This is a genomic window from Pseudoalteromonas luteoviolacea DSM 6061 (assembly GCF_001625655.1).
GTDB lineage: Bacteria > Pseudomonadota > Gammaproteobacteria > Enterobacterales > Alteromonadaceae > Pseudoalteromonas > Pseudoalteromonas luteoviolacea.
The window spans coordinates 92,944-110,192 of the sequence record NZ_AUYB01000112.1; the positions used below are offsets into that span (position 1 = coordinate 92,944).

Consider the following 17,249-nt stretch of genomic DNA (forward strand, 5'->3'; position numbering starts at 1 on the left):
GAAATGGATTACAACTTACCTCCATTCCACCACATCGCAATTACTTGGCACTTTTTACCTACTTACAGACACAAAACCACGCCACTAACTTAAAAGTAAGAGACTGTTTTAATTTACTTAAATGAGTTTTATGACTGAGTTTTGTACATCGTTTTTTATTTGGATGTGTTGGTAAAATTGCCCTTGATGCCAGCTAGACGTTGTCAAAGGAAAAAAATAAAGCAGGAGGCCATCATGGCCTCCAAAAAATTCAGTGATGGGTTAGATGAACAACGCTACTCGTTGAGCAGCTGCTCTTCAATTAAGAAGGTAAGGTTGTCTAGATTTGGATCTTCAAAGAAAGTCGCTGGTTCGATTTCAACGGCAAACTGTTGCTTTACTTTTGCCAGCATTTGAATCGCAATCAATGAATCACCACCAAGTTCAAACAAGTTATCAAAAACACCGATCTCATCAAAGCCAAGGAATTCACTCCAAATTGCAGCTAACTGTAACTCTAGTTCACTCTCTGGCGCTTCAAACTCAGTGTCTAGTTCAGGTCGTTTGTGACCTTTTGGTGCTGGCGCTTTAGCCTGCATCAAGCGTTCAGTCAGTTCAGCAACTTTGTCCTCACGAGCTTGCCAGGACAAACTTGCTGCATATAACTGTGGCGCTTGAGATTGGCCAATACCTGCAAGCAAAGTCTGTGCTGCAACTTCATCAATACCAAAGTCTTCTCCCACACTATGTCCCGCAGCCATACCAATGTTTGCCCACGCATCCCAGTTAACTGACTGCACCAAGAAAGGCTGTGGCTGCAAAGCAACCGCATCTAAATAACTGTTAGCTGCACAGTAATCACTTTGGCCTAGTGCGCCCAGTACCGAGGCCAATGATGAACATAGGAGCATACGCTCTAGTTTATGGGACTTAAATGCCGCTAAAAGGTTATCAGTACCTTGAGTTTTAGCCGCCATACTTTGTGCTGCTTGCTCCGCACTCATCTGCGCCAACATCCCCCCACCTGGTAGACCCGCAGCGTGGATCACTTGAGTAATGCTACCCAGTGATTGTTCGGCATGACTAATGGCTACATTCAAGCTCGCAATGTCTAACACATCAGCTTGCACTACCGCGATACGTACACCTGCGTCTTGCAAAGCCGTTAATGCGGTTAATTGACCTACTAATTTAGCATCACTGTCCTTATCAGCAATTAATGCAGCCCACTGTTCACTTGCGGGCAGTGCACTTCGAGTTTGTAATACCAAGGCATGGCCTTGGGCAGCTAGGAGCTTAGCGATGACTAAACCTACGCCACCTAAACCACCTGTAATAAAGGTCACTGCTGAAGACGATACTTCATGCTCCTGCGTTGTGATTGTAGGTAAAGCTTGCTGTGTACGCACAAAACGTTGACGACCACGATAGGCAATTTCTTGCGAATCATTTGCCATATCAGCCACTAACTGAGCGGCAAATTGCAATTGTGAACCGTCGCGATGGGTTTGCATTACTTCGCGCAACTGGCAGCGAATTGCAGTCTGCTCCATCCCTATAACACGCAAAATCCCAAGCGCTGTGGCTTTTTCAGCAGACACAGCCTCATCACCTAAGACACTAAATAGTTCACTTGCAACCACAGTCCAATTAATTTGACCTTGCCCTAGCAACCATTTGGCAAGTGGTAGCAGCAATTGGTAGCCACAAGCATGCTCATCCAATAGACGACAATCAACAATTTGCTCAAAGCCGTCAACTTGCTCATGTAACATGTTGAGCTGGCTTGCATCTTGACAATCTAGGCGGTACTGATTTTGCTCAAGGGCAGAAAATGTCTGGCCTTGCCAAACTTGAATTACAGTGGCACCTCTTGCAGTCAATGCTGAGCTTAATTGTGTTGTGAGCGGTGCATCCGAGGCAAGTAACACGACCTTTTGGTCCTGTAAGTTAACAGGTGAAGATACTGTGCAAAGCTGTTGTTGCCAAATCGGTTCAAGCAACTCAGGTCCAGTATGTTCGGTGACGCGAGTACTAGAGGCTTTAACTGCTTTAGCATCAACCCAGAATTCAGTTTTATCAAATTGGTATGCTGGGAGTGCAATTTCAACGCCCTGCGCGACTTCACTCACTTCAGACCATTCGATTTGCACACCCAACTGCCAGAGCTTACCTAAACTCTTCACAAACGGTGGGATAGGTGCTTTGAGGTCGCGCGCATGGGCAATCGAATTCAGTACGATGACCGAGTCTGACACTGACTGTTTGGCGAGCTTTTGTAAGGTATCGCCCGGACCGGCTTCGATTAATACATCACATTGCTGCGCAAGCGTATTCACACCATCCACGAAGTTAACCGCTTGACGGATATGGTCTAGCCAATACTGAGTCGACACTGCTTGCTCTGCGGTGATCCAAGTACCCGTTAGGTTGGACACAAATGGCGTGTTAGGAGCACTTAGCTGCGCTTGCTCAAGCACCTCTGCAAACTCACCTAACACTGGCTCAGTGAGGTGACTGTGGAATGCGTGAGAAACGTGCAAACGCGTTACGCTAATATCGGCTGCTTTTAGTTCGCCTTGTAGGGCTTTTATCGCTTCTTTGGTTCCTGCAACCACGGTGTTGCTAGGACTGTTACATGCGGCAATATCCAACTGGTCATTAAGATATGGTGCTAGGCTCTGTGCATCGCTCATAACTGAGAGCATTGCCCCTGGAGCCATTTTTTGTAGCGCCTCGCCACGCGCAGTAACAAGCTTCACTGCTGTCTCTAAATTCATCACTCCACTTAGGCATGCAGCGACATACTCGCCAATACTGTGCCCCAACATTGCCTCAATATTAACACCGTGACTCTGGTAGCACTTAGCCATTGCGTATGCCACCACGAAAAGCGCAGGCTGGGTCACACGAGTTTGACCAAGCAACTGGTTTGCCGCGAGTAACTCTTCATCATTGGGAATGAATACGCGACGCAGCTCATCTTGTAGCGCATCGTTAAATAATGCGGTGACTTCTTCGAAGTGCGCTTTAAATGCAGGCACATACTTGAGCATTGGTTGCGCCATTGTCACGTACTGAGACCCTTGCCCTGAGAACATCAAACCAATTTTATGATTGGTTGCTTTGTCACCACTGACATCGCGGACAAGCAGTTGCTGCGCTTGTTCTGCACCGTCCACCACAACCGCATGACGAATTGCGTGTGCAGTGCGGCTATGTTGCAGCTGCGCGGCAATTAAGGGAAGTTGTTCTGGTGATTGCTGTAGCTTAATCGCTAATGCTTGACGCTGTGCATCAAGGCCTGCTTGGCTATTCCCCGACAAAGGTAAAAGATACCAAGGTGTAGCCTGACTGTACTCTACCTCGGGCGCAACATACTCTTCTAAAATAACATGAGCGTTTGTTCCACCCATACCTAACGAACTGACCGCTGCGCGACGCACCGAATCACTATGCCAAGGCTTTAGCTCGGTATTAACGTAAAATGGGCTGTTGGCAAAATCAATTTTGCTGTTAAGAGGTTCACAATGCAAACTCGGAGGTAATGTCTTGTGACGCAGGGCTTGAACGGCTTTGATAAGCCCGGTAACGCCAGCCGCCGAGTCTAAGTGGCCAATATTTGCTTTAATGGAACCAATGGCAACCTGCTGATTGGCGCATCCGTCATATGCTCGGCTCAGTGCCGCAATTTCAATTGGATCGCCAAGCGTTGTTCCTGTGCCATGAGTTTCAATATACCCCACAGAGTTAGGCTCAATATCTGCAAACTCTAGTGCGGCCTCAATAGCCCCTGCTTGACCGGTTACACTCGGTGCCGTGTAACCCACTTTTTCCTTACCATCGTTATTGATGGCAGAACCTTTAATCACCGCAAGAATGTGATCGCCAGCTTCCAGTGCATCATCTACCCGTTTGAGCACCACAGCAGCACTGCCGCTACCAATCAAGATGCCATCGGCTTGTTCACCAAACGCACTTAGTTGGCCAGAAGGGGATAAACTGCCTCCAGCTGGTGCATGATAGCCTTGCTCATTATTTAAATTGAGCCAAACGCCACCAGCAAGGGCTGAGTCACACTCATAGTTCTGCAATGAACGACACGCCATATGCACCGCAACTAATGAGGTAGAACATGCCGTTTGTACTGACACTGCCGGGCCTGTTAGGTCCAATTCGTAACTCACGCGCGTTGCGAGTGAATCTTTGTCATTACCATTTGTCAGTGCCAGTAAACTTGTAATATCTTGCTGGCTATCTGCCAGTAGGTTTTGCAGCAGGTATGCGGGAACACCACACCCAGCGAAAACCCCGGTAAAACTACTGCGATCAGTGGTCATGCCGGCATGTTCAAGCGCATGCCAACAAGTTTGTAAAAATACCCGCTGCTGCGGATCAAGCTGTGCAGCTTCTTTTGGTGTGTAACCAAAAAATGCGGCATCAAATTGCGCCATGCCCATAAACGGTATACCGCGCTTTACATAATCTGGGTGTGCTAAATCGTCTTCACTGACACCCGCGGCTCGTAGCTGCGCATCGCTCAAATCCTGTACAGCACACTTGCCATCTCGTACATTTTGCCATAGTTCATCGACGTTATTGGCATCCGGAAAACGGCCTGCCATACCCACAATGGCAATATCTAGTTCGCTATAATTGTTTTCTGACATTGTTATGATTCTCTTGCTTTTCTTTTACGCGCGGCAATCGCGCCCATGCCGCGTTTTTGTTTCGCGCCACTTGGTTTATTCGATGTGACAGGGGCTGCATTTGTCTGTGCATTACCAAGCAAAGTTGCCAAACTGGCGATACTTGGGTGCGCAAATAGCTCTGTCATTTGTAAATTGGGATATTGCGCTTTTAGGTCTTCATAGACGGCCATGAGCAATAGAGAATGACCACCTACATCAAAGAAGTTGGCATGACGATCAATTTCTTGCGTTTTTAAATGCTTTTGCCAAACCTCAGCAATGGCACGCTCAGTGTCATTTTCAGCCAGCGCAACGGGTTGTTTAACACGCTCCACTTTTGGTAGATGTTGGCGCTCTAATTTGCCACTGGCATTGGTGGGTAGCTTTTCCATCACTACGATGTCACTTGGCACCATGTAAGCGGGTAAGCGTTCACCAAGCGCCCGTTTTAGCTTGTCAGCAAAGGTGTGTTCATTGAACTTAGCACTTTGAATATAGGCAATTAGACCTAAGCCATGGGCCTGCTGCTCGGTCACCACCACCGCCATATCTACGTCTGGCAATTGACTGAACTGTTGCTCGATTTCGCCAAGCTCGACTCTAAAGCCTCGAATCTTCACTTGGTGATCGTTGCGACCGTGATACATCAATTCAGTCCCTTGCCAACTGACCAAATCGCCCGTGGCATACATACGCGCACCGTTGTCGCTATACGGATCGGCGACAAAGCGTGTCGCGGTCATTTCAGGCTGGGCCCAGTAGCCACGCGCTAAAATGTCACCACCCACATACAATTGTCCAACTTGACCATTAGGCACAATTTCGAGGTTGTCGTCTAAAATGTACAGCTGACGGCCTGCCAATGCGTGCCCCAGCGGCACAGACAAATTGCTATCTTCACTGGCATCTAAGTCCTGACAAGGGTGGATAGCGGCTTCTACTACAATTTCAGTTGGTCCATAGGTATTAAGCAATCTCACTTGAGTCAGACCGGTGTTTTGCCAATCACGGATCCCAGCCACCGACATGGCTTCACCACCCGAATGAACTTGCCTTAACTTTGGCAGGTTGAGTGGTGCAAGTTGCGCTTTTCGTGCCCAACTTGCACTGATGCTGCGCCAATATGCTGCACTTAGGTCCATCACTGCTACCTGGTGCGTTTGGGCCTGCGTATAGAGGGTGTCAGCATCCCACAGCACATCACCGCGCAGTAGTACTGCCGCTCCCACCGACCAAGTTGGGAAAAGTTGCTCTACAAAGGCATCAAAATTGGCCGTAGCAAATTGCAGCACCACGTCGTCTGCTTGTAAGTCAATAAAGCGTTTGGCTGACTCAATGTAACGAGACAGCGCGCCCAATTCGATGGCAACACCTTTCGCTTTACCAGTCGAACCTGAGGTGTAGTTTAAATAAGCGGTTTGATTGTCGTGATAGTACACCTCTGGTGGCGTCGTATTGAGATGCTGCTCACTCAACAAGGTTTGTGGAGACAGAAGTGCATCGTCAAAGGTAACAGGCAATGCTACTTCGTCACTTAAAATTGCACCACACCCGCTGTCTTGTAACATGTGCTGTAATTTGTCTGCTGGAAATTGTTTGTCCAGTGGTAAGTATGCGGCTCCTGCTTTTAAACACGCCAACGTGCTTGCCAACATCAGTGGCTTTCTGTTTTGCATCACGCCAATAACTGATTCGGTGCCAAAACCATTGGCAATCAGCCCATGTGCCAAACGGTTTGCTGTGTGCTCCAACCACTCAAAACTATAATGCTGATCGTTATAAATTACCGCGGTACGAGAAGGTGTTTGCTGCGCAATCTCACTGATTGCCTGAAGCCAAGGTGTCATTGGCAACTCAATCGTTTCGCCTCGCCCTTGCTGAGCAGACTCAACCTGCTGAGTGTGTAATGCTAAATTGCCAATGGCCTGATTTGGTGTCTTTATAATTTCACTTAACAGCGTATTGAAGGCACTTACCACAGTTTCAATATAATCAGCATCGTACAGCGCCGCGTTATATTGGAACTCCAGCAACAGTGCGCCATCGTTCAACAAGCGAGAGTCGATACTCAAGTCAAATTGCGCTTGCTGTTGCAATGCAGTCACTTGCTCAACCTCCACGCCTGATAATTCAAGCGCTTGCTGTACGTCTTGCTCTAAATGATTAAACATCACCTGAAACAATGGATTTTGTCCAAGGCTGCGGTCAGGGTTCATCACTTCAACGAGCTTTTCGAATGGTAAATCCTGATTTTTTTGTGCATCTATGGCGTGTGTTTTAGTGGATGACAGCACCTCGATAAAGCTTTGCTGCGCTGACAGCGAATTACGTTGTACCAGCGTATTGATGAAAAAGCCCATCAGTGAGTGTAGTTCGGAGAAACGACGATTAGCCACAGGCACACCAATACGTGGCGTGCGTTTTCCAGAATAGCGATAGAAGAATACCTGCAAGCTGCTGAGCAGCAACATAAACAAGCTGGCGCCATGCTGATGCGCCAAAGCCTGTAATTGCTCAACTTGTTGATAAGGGAGCTTGATCGCTTGGCTTTGCATAGGCGCTTGTATGTTTGACTGCCTTGGGTGTTGCGGCGCCAATAACTCTTCGTCATCGTGCGCTTGTAATTGCTCCTGCCAATACGTCATTTGCGCTTGCGCCTCAGTACTTAATAACCACTGCTGTTGCCAAGCGGCGAAATCACCATAATTTACCGTATGCAAAGTATCAGGCAGAGTTTGACCATCAGTTAGTAACGCGTAATAGCGACTAATATCCGCCAACATTAAGTCAAAACTCCATGCATCACTGGCTATGTGATGCATCACTAGAATCAATTGATGGCGCTCTTCTGATAGCTTAACGAGCGCCGCTCTAAAGTTGTCCCCCTGCTCCAACGCAAAGGGTTCCTGATAAAATGCACTTACCCAATCTCTAGCTACGATTTCTGAGCCACCATCGATACTGAAATCAACCTGCTGCCAATTCAACACCTGTGTGCTTAGTCGCTGTTGCCACTGACCTGTTTGATCTTTGTCGTAGGCATGACGTAACACTCCTTGCTGTGCAAGGACTTGTGCAACGGCGCTTTGTAAGTGCGCGGCATTGACCTGCCCGTTAAGTGTTAAGCTTGCCCCAATATGATAGGCGCTGCCCAATGGCTCTAACTGCCACAAGAACAATTGTCTTTGTTGTTGGGCACTCAGAGGGTATGCGTCTTTTGCCAGTGCAGGGATCAATTGTTGCTGTTGTTTAGTTGCGACACTTTCACGCACTAACTGGCAAAAATCACCAAATTTATGTGCTGCAAATACTGCAGTTGGCTCTATCTGACAATGTAGGCTCTCTTGCACCTTAGCAAGCAATAACGCCGCTTTAATTGAACTGCCGCCCAATGCAAAGAAATCCGCGTCATCGCTATTTACTGGGTAATGCAAGACACCTTGCCAAAGTGCAGCAAGTTGGTGCGCCAATTCATCCCATGAGTGTTGATCATCACCTCCATGACTGGTTGCAAGCTGTTGCAGCTGTGTCAGATTAAAGACCCCATAAGTCGCCAGCTTCTCGGCATTCAATAATTTTAAACATGCACTGCGCTGTAATTTACCACTGGACGTTTTTGGCAATCCGCCTTGATCTAACAACACCACCAGCTCTGGGCAATTACCAAATTGTTCAATAATAAAATCTCTTACAATCAACGCGGTTTGTTCTGCGGGAACCTCATTGCGATACACATTAGCTGTTTCAATCGCCACACCAATACCTTCACCGCTTTGCTCGCTAGGCACAGGGAAAGCCGATACCCTTCCTTGACGCACAAAACTCAGCGCCCCCTCAATGGCACGCTCTATGTCTTGCGGGTAAATATTGTGGCCATTCATAATGATCAGATCTTTTTGACGACCAGATATAAACAATTGGCCCTGATGGATATAGCCTACGTCTCCGGTCCTCAACCACCGCTTTCCAGCATGCTGAACAAAGGTGTCTTGGGTCGCTTGTTCGTTACGCCAATAGCCCACCGCGATGCTGGGACCACTGGCCCAAATCTCACCAATATGACCTTGTGAAACTTCATCAAAGCTTGTAGGACAGGTAATGCGTACATGGTGCTCACTGGCTGTAATACCGCAGCCTACTTGATGGGTATATTCATCACTATCTCGCATATCTTTCGCATGCTGTTGTACCGCTTTTCCTGCCGCTAACTCGCGGGTTTCAAATGCCTCAATAACCGCTCCTTGTGATGGAATACTACCAGTCACAAATAAAGTCCCTTCGGCAAGGCCATAACACGGGTAAAGCGCTGTGGGCTTAAAGCCTTGTGCAGCGTACTTTTGAGCAAAGCTCAACAAGGTATCGTGGCGAATAGGCTCAGCGCCAGAGAAAAACACCCGTAAACTACTCAAATCTAAATCAGCGACTTGCTTGTCTTTTACACGTTCAATGCATAATCGATATGAAAAATCAGGGCCGCCACTCATCGTCGCTTTATGCTCAGAGATTAACTGCAACCAACGAGCCGGGCGTTCCATAAAGTACCTTGGCGAACACAGTACCAACTTATAACCGGTGTAAATTGGTTGCAGAAGCCCCCCAATTAACCCCATATCATGAAATAGCGGCAACCAGCTCACTAGCACATCATCTAGGGTAATGTGCATTCCCTCAGCAATGGCTTTTTCGTTGCCAAGTAAGTTACCGTGGCTAACCATCACCCCCTTTGGTTTGGCCGTTGAACCCGATGTATACTGCAAGAAGGCAATTTCTTCGGACTTGGCGGGATGGCGCTCAACCGCTTCTTTTTGTTCACAAAACTCATCAATCACCAGCATTTTGCTGCCATCGACCTGCTCAACTAGGGCTTCTACTGTCGTGGTAAAGCGTGCTGTAGTGAGTACAACAGCAGCTTCTGAATCTTCTGCAATTCCCACTGTACGTGCTATATGCTGTGCTTTAGTTGACTCTGGTGGAAAGCTGGGGATAGCCGTCACACCAAGATACTGACAGGCTAAAAAGCTTGTCACATATTCGATACCGGTATCCATTAAGATCAGTGCTCGGTCACCCGCCACCACATGATCTTTCAAATGACTGGCTACCATCAAACTCTGGGCATATAACTCTCCAAAGCTCCATGGCGTCTGTGCTTTTTTATCCACACATACCAGCGCAATGTTATCTGGCTGCTGCGCAGCATGTTGCGCTAAGTGATCCATGATGGTGATGGCGGTCATGATTTACTCCATGAAAGTTATCTAGCAAATGCGCATGCTGAATTTAAATTTGGCTGTTATTTGAATGATTACGCCAAGCTGATGCGCTTGATTAAACAGGTGCTACCCACAAATTAGGGCTGTGAAGTGAAAATGTGGAAAAGCGCGCCTTGTCAGTTAGATGCGCAATTCCACTTGCACGTTTTATTGAGCCATTGCGTTTCTGAGACTCAAAGGACGCATATCTGTCCAGTGTGTTTTGATATGTTCAAGACACGTAGCCTTGTCACCACTCACGCCAGTGTCTTGCCAACCGCCTGGGATCGATTTGTAACTAGGCCACAAAGAGTACTGTTCTTCGTGATTAATGATCACTTTAAAAGTGCCGTTTTCGTTATCGAAACTCATCACATTTTTCCAAAAATTAGACTGTCGCCACTGTGACGCGCGACAGTCTAAGTTTTTTAGTCTTTTTTCACAGTAAGTGTCATTTCACTGATTTTACCTTGCTTGATCTGCACATCGGTGTATGGCAAATCAATCAAGCCTTTACCAGCAGCATAGTGTTCACTTGCATCAGTAAAGTGCGGTGAATTAGGATTATTACTCTGTGAATACGTCAATAAGCCTCGTGCTTGTGGCCCGTGCTCATTGAAGCCCACAACCATCATCCAACTAGAACCGTAGTTAACCGGATAACCATCCGTACTCAAGCCTGTTCTTGTAGGCCATGTAGGGTCTAATACCTCTCGGATTGGTGCTGAGTAAGAGGGTGCAAATGAAGTCAAATCCATCGCATTGGTCGTTGAGAAGATATTGAAACCGCCACTATGGTGATCAGCCCCTGGCCAAGGAATACGACGATCGCCTTTTTGCAGATACTGTAATTCGCCTAATGTCGAATCAATTGCAAATCCTGCATTTTCTAGCTGCTTACTGGCTGCCAGTAGTTTAATTAAAGTGGACTTTTCAGCTTTAACAATACTCGGTGTCACCGCTGGGAAGGACGCGTTAAACTGGACAACCAAATCTTCATCTGTCAGTAGATTGAAAAACTCTTTTGCAAGCGGTGCAGATTTTGAGTTCGCATTAAATTTGCCATCCCATTTCGCAAATGCTTCACAGGTTGGATTTACAGGCATGCTCAATGTGTCGGTAACCGCCAGTGTTTGACCAGCATACAACACACAGGTCGCCATAACCGTTGGTTTGTGCAATTCAAACGACGCACTGGTACCTGTAACAATACGCTCCAATTCATGACGGTCAAATCGACCGTCTGCACCACGAGCAAAGCGCATTAAGTTAAGGTTGTAACGAGTACGGCGTGTTTGCTTATAATCTACATGGCCATATAGAGGAGAGTGACCGTTTAATTTGTTCTCCAAATTCGTCAACCAATATGAGTTATTAGCGTTTTGTACATAGTCTTGACGACGCAACTTAGGCGCTCGCTCATAAGGCACTTCTTGTTGGAATACCAATGCGCTGCTGGTGCCAGGTAGCACTGCAAGCTTAGTTTTCTTGTATACCTCAGAGATAACTGGATGGCTTCTCAATAGTTCCTCACCAACAGGTGTTATGTCAGGCACATTAGAGTCATCTATAAAGAAAACTTCGCCCAATTTGTCAGCAACTAGGGTGTTATTGAAAGCCAACCCATCATGATTCTTGAAGGTATCGATAAAACTATCTAAGTTGGTTGCACGGTTCATTGCTAACCAGTGATCGATGCCACCCAAGTTATCAATATTTGTATCGCGAACTACATAAGCGTTTTTACCGTCCCAAGGGAAATTTTTCTGGTCTTCGATTACATAACCAATAGGCGTAGTGAAATAGTCTTTTTTCATGGTCAGTACCCCCATTGGAGTAAGTACTTCCACGTTGACTTGTTTCTTCTCGATATCAACCCATTGGCCATCAAACTTGTACTGTAGTGGGTTTTGCGGGTTCAATTCCAGCTGATAAACCACTTCATGCCTTGCCACTGAGTATGTATGCGTCCAAGCTAGATCTTCATTAAAGCCAATATTTACAATACCCGGGACGCCAATAACTGACGCACCCATAGTGCTAAAATCACCCTCGACACTGGCGTGGTTTGCCCAAAATCGTAGACTACCGTTGAATGGGAAATGAGGATTAGCCAACAACAGACCTCGACCATTGCTAGTCACTTCATGACCCAGCGCCCAACCATTGGAGCCCTGTGTTAACTGTTTTGGTTTGTAATCGGTATTGCTGGCCATTAACCATGGCTTTTCAACTTGTCGTTCCTGCTTAGCGATTGTTGGCAACCACTCATTACCCGTGCCAGGGTTCGCCTGTAAGATCTGAACGAGTAAGCGACCAATGCTATTTTGTGTTGCGGATGCCAATACCGATGCAACGACATCAACACCATCAATTGGGGTCACCCACGCTTTGCCACTACACGCTGGTGCTAACTCTGCTTTGCCCTCTTTCACATCTTGCAAATACTGGTTGTAACCAGCCGCAAATCCGTTTGCCAATGCGCGGGTATCTGCAGACAGGTTGTTGTATTCACGAGCAACTCGGCCATGCAAATCAATGATCTTGTAACCCAAATCTAAACTTACAAAAAAGTTATCCTGACCATTTTTATGAGGTCCCAGATATTTAGCACGTTCGCCCCTTACTCTTACATAACCGTCGGCCAAAATGCAGGCATGATCCTGTGCTTGTGCATAAGCATTACCATAACCTAGTCCAAATAAAGACTTTGCCTGAATATGAGGAATACCGTGCTCGGTACGCGTGATTTTGACATCTTCACTGAGGCTCTTCTTCGAGGGGCTCGCTTGAGCAATAAAATGGCACCCAGAAATGGCAAATGCTGCCAGCACAGGTACTACCGTAGATTTTAACTTCATAGCTTTCCTTAATTTTTTACGCTGTTAAAAATTCAAACCCGTGCAGACATGACGGTTAAAAGTAGAAAAAAACAACCGAAATACCTTTCTTTTATTGTTGTTAAATTCGGAATAAACGTAACTTTAAATAGAACAAATTTGATTTCAAGTTAATGACACTTTAATTAGCAAATAAGCACAAAACACTTGACTAGGAATAGAAGATCAAAATAACATAATAGTGATAATTATTCTCATTATCTATTACGGATCAACTTTCAGGACAAATAGGAGTAAAGACAGTGCAGCAGCTCTGTAATAAGTGGTCAAAAGTTATTGCTGAAAATGAAGCTAAATTACTGGCTTATTTGAACAATATTTTACGCTGCCCTTATCTAGCCGAGGACGCATTACAGGACACATTCATTCGTTTATCAGGGATGTCGAAATGTCAGGATTGCCAAGTTAAAAATACCAAAAGCTATTGTTATCAGGTCGCAAGGAATATCGCCATTGATATGATCCGTAAGCAAAACAGAGAATCTTTAGTAGATTTAGAGTCTATTCAAACAGAACAGTTTGACGATGAGACCTCTAATATCGAAGAAAAATACATAGATGCACAGCTCTCAGACAAGGTAAATAGTACCATTGGCAAGCTTTCTCAACGCCACCAAAATGTCGTAAGCTTCTATCGCGACGGCCGCTTGAAGCAAAAAGAAATCGCCAAGATGTACCACATTTCGCCAACTTTAGTGAACTTTATGATTAAAGAAGCGATTCAATCTTGCCAAAATGAATTACAAGCGGGTGCACTTACCCACTAGTATGCACTTAATCAGCTATGCTCAGCGCGTCTTTGGCGCGCAGCTTAGCGGTAATAAAATCAGCGTGGGCAACATACATTAACCCCGCTATCTTGCGCACTGTATAGTCTTCCTGCGGATCTAGCTTTCCATCTGAAAAAGCCACCAACCACATTAGTTCAATTACCTCTATACGCGCTTGTTCATCCGTATGCTCATTAACAACCTTAATAAAACGATGTAGATCTATTGCAGTATCAACCAGTTGTAATGCCTCAGTCCGGATCAATTCACTACTTTGCGCGCTTAATTGGCACTGTCGCTGTAAAAGCTTAGCCACCATATCTAATTCTTGTGGGACGATTTCATTATCCGCTCGCATGACTTCAACCATAAGAGCTGCCAATGCCGTTGCAAAGCTCATAGGGACTTGTTCTTCTTGAGAATTATTTAAACTCGCTAAAAACTCTTTGACTCGTTCTAACAATTGTCGCTCCTTTTGATACACTAAAAGTATCGTTCAAATAAGGGCTTTAATTAAACACGCCCTGACTTTTTAAGGTTTCATTCATGCTGAAAAGTATCTCCATCTTGCTGATTTTCCTCTCCACTACCTTACTCAGCGCTTGTCAATTCACCCCTGGAAAAATTGGCGTAACAGAAAAGTACTATGACTTTGATCACAAAGTACATTACGAACAAATAAAGTATAGCGATGACCATTATTATTTGAAGATTAAGGCGGATTCTTACAACCATTTTTTGCAACAAAGTGTGTTTTTATTGCGCCATAGTCAATCCCTATGCCAAGGTCAAAAGACTCAACTATTATTGCAAGGTGGTGTACAAAAGTTCGATCGTTTACCAACAACCCCTCGTGCTTATGAGCCCGATCTCCAAGCTGAAGTTACTTGTATTTCCTCAGAATCAGACTAAGTCTATCCTAGGCGCACGGTGTTAAACGTGCGCTTGCAAAGTGTTAGTCTTTATAACCCCAAGGTGCTTTAGGTGCTTTAACGGGTTTAGTCAGGTCAAAGTCCACACGGAACTCTCGCCCTTCGCGAACTAAACGATATGTAAACTTATCGTCATAGATGAACATTTGCCAAGTATTGCCAATTGACTGAGGGATACCTTGTGCAATAAATAGTTCTTTAGAGTACTGATCAGCTGGGAATGACTGAACCGTGTTAAAACCCGCATCCACAGTGTGGCCGCCATACATAGTAGAGATATCATCTGTACCATCTTTATGGCGATGATCATGCTTCAAACTTAACCCACTGCCTGTTTTAGTAATAATCCAAGTACGAGATGCGTCTTTACCCACGTGAAATGGCACTTGTAGCTCACGCTCATTACAACGGCGCACATGCATGACCAAGCGAGCTTCACTAAATGCACTTGGGCCTTGATTATCAACTGTCACTTTACCTTCGTAAGCTTTACCACAATGCGCTTTAATCTTGTCAAAAAATGTATCATGCGTAGGGATAGACACCAGTGGCGCAGGCCTAGCAAAAGCAGTGCTGCTTACGAGTACTGTTGCCGCCATCAAAAGAGAAGCAGAGAACTTATTCATTAAATTGTTCCTAAAGATGAAAAGCCAAAGGCTAATTGGCCTTTGGCTTGATGGCAAAAAAATGCGATGGGTGTAATGGTAGCCCGGATTACTGCCAAGGCCTTGAAGCGGCAAGTTGCTGCTCAAATGCATCAATATGTTGGTTTAATTGCTCAGTTTCACCAATGAAATCGAGTCCGCTCAATAGCCTTGCTTTGATATCTGATCGAACCGAAAATGATATTGGTGCAAATTGCTCACTCTTGATTTGCTGGTTTTCGAGGTCAATCTCAACATGAACTTGCTGATGCTGCTCACAAACAGCAAATAAGCTATCTAGCGTCTGTGCGTCCAGTGCAATACACAGCATCTGATTGTTACCACAGTTATTGAAAAAGATATCGGCAAAACTTTCGGCCAGAATGACTGTAAAGCCATATTGTTTCAATGCCCATGGAGCGTGCTCACGAGATGATCCACAGCCAAAGTTATCACGCGTTAATAGAACTGTAGCGCCTTGATAACGGGGATAGTTCAAAACAAACTCAGGATCTGTCTCACCGCTATCTAAATAACGCCAATCATAGAACAAAGCCTTATCAAACCCATCTCGACTCGTTGAGGTTAAAAATTGTTTTGGGATGATTTGGTCTGTATCCACATTGTTTTTATCCAAAGGGGCCATTAAACCTGTGTGATAGATACTCATGCCTGTGCTCCTCGAATATCGGTGAAACGACCGGCTATAGCCGCAGCTGCGGCCATAGCTGGGCTGACTAAGTGGGTGCGGCCACCTCGCCCTTGACGGCCTTCAAAGTTACGGTTTGAAGTAGAGGCACAGCGTTTACCAGAGCCCAGACGGTCATCATTCATCGCAAGGCACATCGAACACCCCGGCTCTCGCCATTCAAACCCGGCAGCAACGAATATCTCTGCTAGCCCTTCTTCTTCAGCTTGCTGTTTAACTAATCCAGAACCCGGCACAATTAAAGCTTCAACGCCCGCAGCCACCGTTTGGCCTTTGACAATCTCCGCTGCGGCTCGCAAATCCTCAATACGGCTGTTAGTGCAAGACCCAATAAAAACAGTATCGACTTTCGCATCTGATAATTTTTGCCCAGCCTCTAAGCCCATATACTTCAGTGCCGAACGCATTGAGTCAGCTTTAATTAAATCCTGCTCTTGATCAGGGTCTGGAATTGGTTCATCAATGCCAATGACTTGCTCTGGACTGGTGCCCCAAGTGACTTGCGGTTGGATATCTTCAGCGTTCATTTCTACCACTCGATCGAATTGCGCCCCATCATCCGAATGCAACGTTTTCCAATATGCCACAGCGTGTTTGAAATCTTCACCTTGTGGCGCAAACGGACGCCCTTCAAGATAGGCATAGGTAATCTCATCAGGCGCAATCAGTCCAGCTTTTGCACCCATTTCGATGCTCATATTACACAATGTCATCCGAGATTCCATTGACAGCGACTCTATGGCACTGCCACAAAATTCAGCCACAAAGCCAGTACCACCAGCAGTGCCTAGTTCGCCAATCACAGCCATAATCAAATCTTTTGCCGTAACAGTCGGACGTAACTGACCATTGATCTTTATCTTCAATGACTTAGCTTTCTTCTGCTGAAGTGTTTGTGTCGCCAAGACATGCTCCACTTCTGAAGTACCAATACCATGTGCTAATGCCCCAAAAGCACCATGGGTTGACGTATGACTATCGCCACAAACAATGGTTGTTCCCGGTAGTGTGATCCCTTGCTCAGGCCCCATTACATGAACAATTCCTTGATTGATTGACGCTAAATCGTAAAGTTGAATACCAAACTCTTGGCAGTTTTTCGCCAGTGCTTGTAGTTGATTCTTACTCACTTCACTGGCCGCATCAATTGAACGGCTTTTAGTCGACACATTGTGGTCCATGGTCGCAAATGTTTTGTTCGGGCAACGCACAGGACGGTTTTTCTCACGTAGCCCAGCAAATGCTTGCGGGGAAGTCACCTCATGAACTAAATGTCTGTCGATATACAGCAAGTCGGTTTGTTCATTTATTTGAGTAACCACATGTGCTTGCCATATTTTGTCGTATAAAGTTTGTGCCACTTGCTACATCC

The 17,249-nt window shown here is 45.8% G+C and carries 10 protein-coding genes; 2 read left to right on the plus strand and 8 right to left on the minus strand.

Annotation, left to right across the window (positions count from 1 at the left end; genetic code table 11):
* Positions 1–275 precede the first annotated feature (275 nt).
* The 4 genes from N475_RS15890 to N475_RS15905 all read right to left on the minus strand — a co-directional run bounded on the left by N475_RS15890 (position 276) and on the right by N475_RS15905 (position 12,783).
* Entirely contained in the window at positions 276–4,649 is a 4,374-nt protein-coding gene (locus N475_RS15890; RefSeq protein ID WP_063365573.1) for a type I polyketide synthase, read from the minus strand.
* A 2-nt stretch (positions 4,650–4,651) separates the two neighbouring features.
* Positions 4,652–9,907, minus strand: a complete 5,256-nt coding sequence (locus N475_RS15895) for a non-ribosomal peptide synthetase (protein ID WP_063365574.1) — start codon at positions 9,905–9,907, stop codon at positions 4,652–4,654.
* Positions 9,908–10,090: 183 nt separating this feature from the next.
* Positions 10,091–10,294 carry an MbtH family protein gene (locus tag N475_RS15900; RefSeq protein ID WP_063358501.1) on the minus strand — a complete coding sequence of 68 codons (204 nt, stop codon included), beginning with the start codon at positions 10,292–10,294 and terminating at the stop codon, positions 10,091–10,093.
* A gap of 56 nt (positions 10,295–10,350) precedes the next feature.
* On the minus strand, positions 10,351–12,783 hold the full coding sequence (locus tag N475_RS15905; protein ID WP_063365575.1) for a penicillin acylase family protein: 2,433 nt from the start codon (positions 12,781–12,783) through the stop codon (positions 10,351–10,353).
* 281 nt (positions 12,784–13,064) lie between these two features.
* On the opposite strand from N475_RS15905, the gene N475_RS15910 reads away from it, so the two are divergent.
* Complete coding sequence (locus tag N475_RS15910; protein WP_063358503.1) at positions 13,065–13,589, plus strand: sigma-70 family RNA polymerase sigma factor; 525 nt, start codon at positions 13,065–13,067, stop codon at positions 13,587–13,589.
* 7 nt (positions 13,590–13,596) lie between these two features.
* On the opposite strand, the gene N475_RS15915 is transcribed toward N475_RS15910, so the two are convergent.
* Positions 13,597–14,055 (minus strand): tellurite resistance TerB family protein, encoded by a 459-nt coding sequence (locus N475_RS15915; protein WP_063365576.1) that lies wholly within the window; start codon positions 14,053–14,055, stop codon positions 13,597–13,599.
* Positions 14,056–14,138: 83 nt separating this feature from the next.
* Here N475_RS15915 and N475_RS15920 point away from each other — a divergent pair, with 83 nt between their 5' ends.
* Positions 14,139–14,504, plus strand: coding sequence for a hypothetical protein (locus tag N475_RS15920; protein WP_063365577.1), 366 nt, complete (start codon positions 14,139–14,141; stop codon positions 14,502–14,504).
* Between the two features lie 43 nt (positions 14,505–14,547).
* On the opposite strand, the gene N475_RS15925 is transcribed toward N475_RS15920, so the two are convergent.
* The 3 genes from N475_RS15925 to leuC all read right to left on the minus strand — a co-directional run bounded on the left by N475_RS15925 (position 14,548) and on the right by leuC (position 17,238).
* Complete coding sequence (locus tag N475_RS15925) at positions 14,548–15,150, minus strand: hypothetical protein (protein WP_063358506.1); 603 nt, start codon at positions 15,148–15,150, stop codon at positions 14,548–14,550.
* An 88-nt stretch (positions 15,151–15,238) separates the two neighbouring features.
* Complete coding sequence (gene leuD, locus N475_RS15930; RefSeq protein WP_063358507.1) at positions 15,239–15,838, minus strand: 3-isopropylmalate dehydratase small subunit; 600 nt, start codon at positions 15,836–15,838, stop codon at positions 15,239–15,241.
* On the minus strand, positions 15,835–17,238 hold the full coding sequence (gene leuC / locus N475_RS15935) for a 3-isopropylmalate dehydratase large subunit (RefSeq protein ID WP_063358508.1): 1,404 nt from the start codon (positions 17,236–17,238) through the stop codon (positions 15,835–15,837). The genes leuD and leuC overlap by 4 nt, the downstream gene beginning before the upstream one ends.
* Positions 17,239–17,249 lie beyond the last annotated feature (11 nt).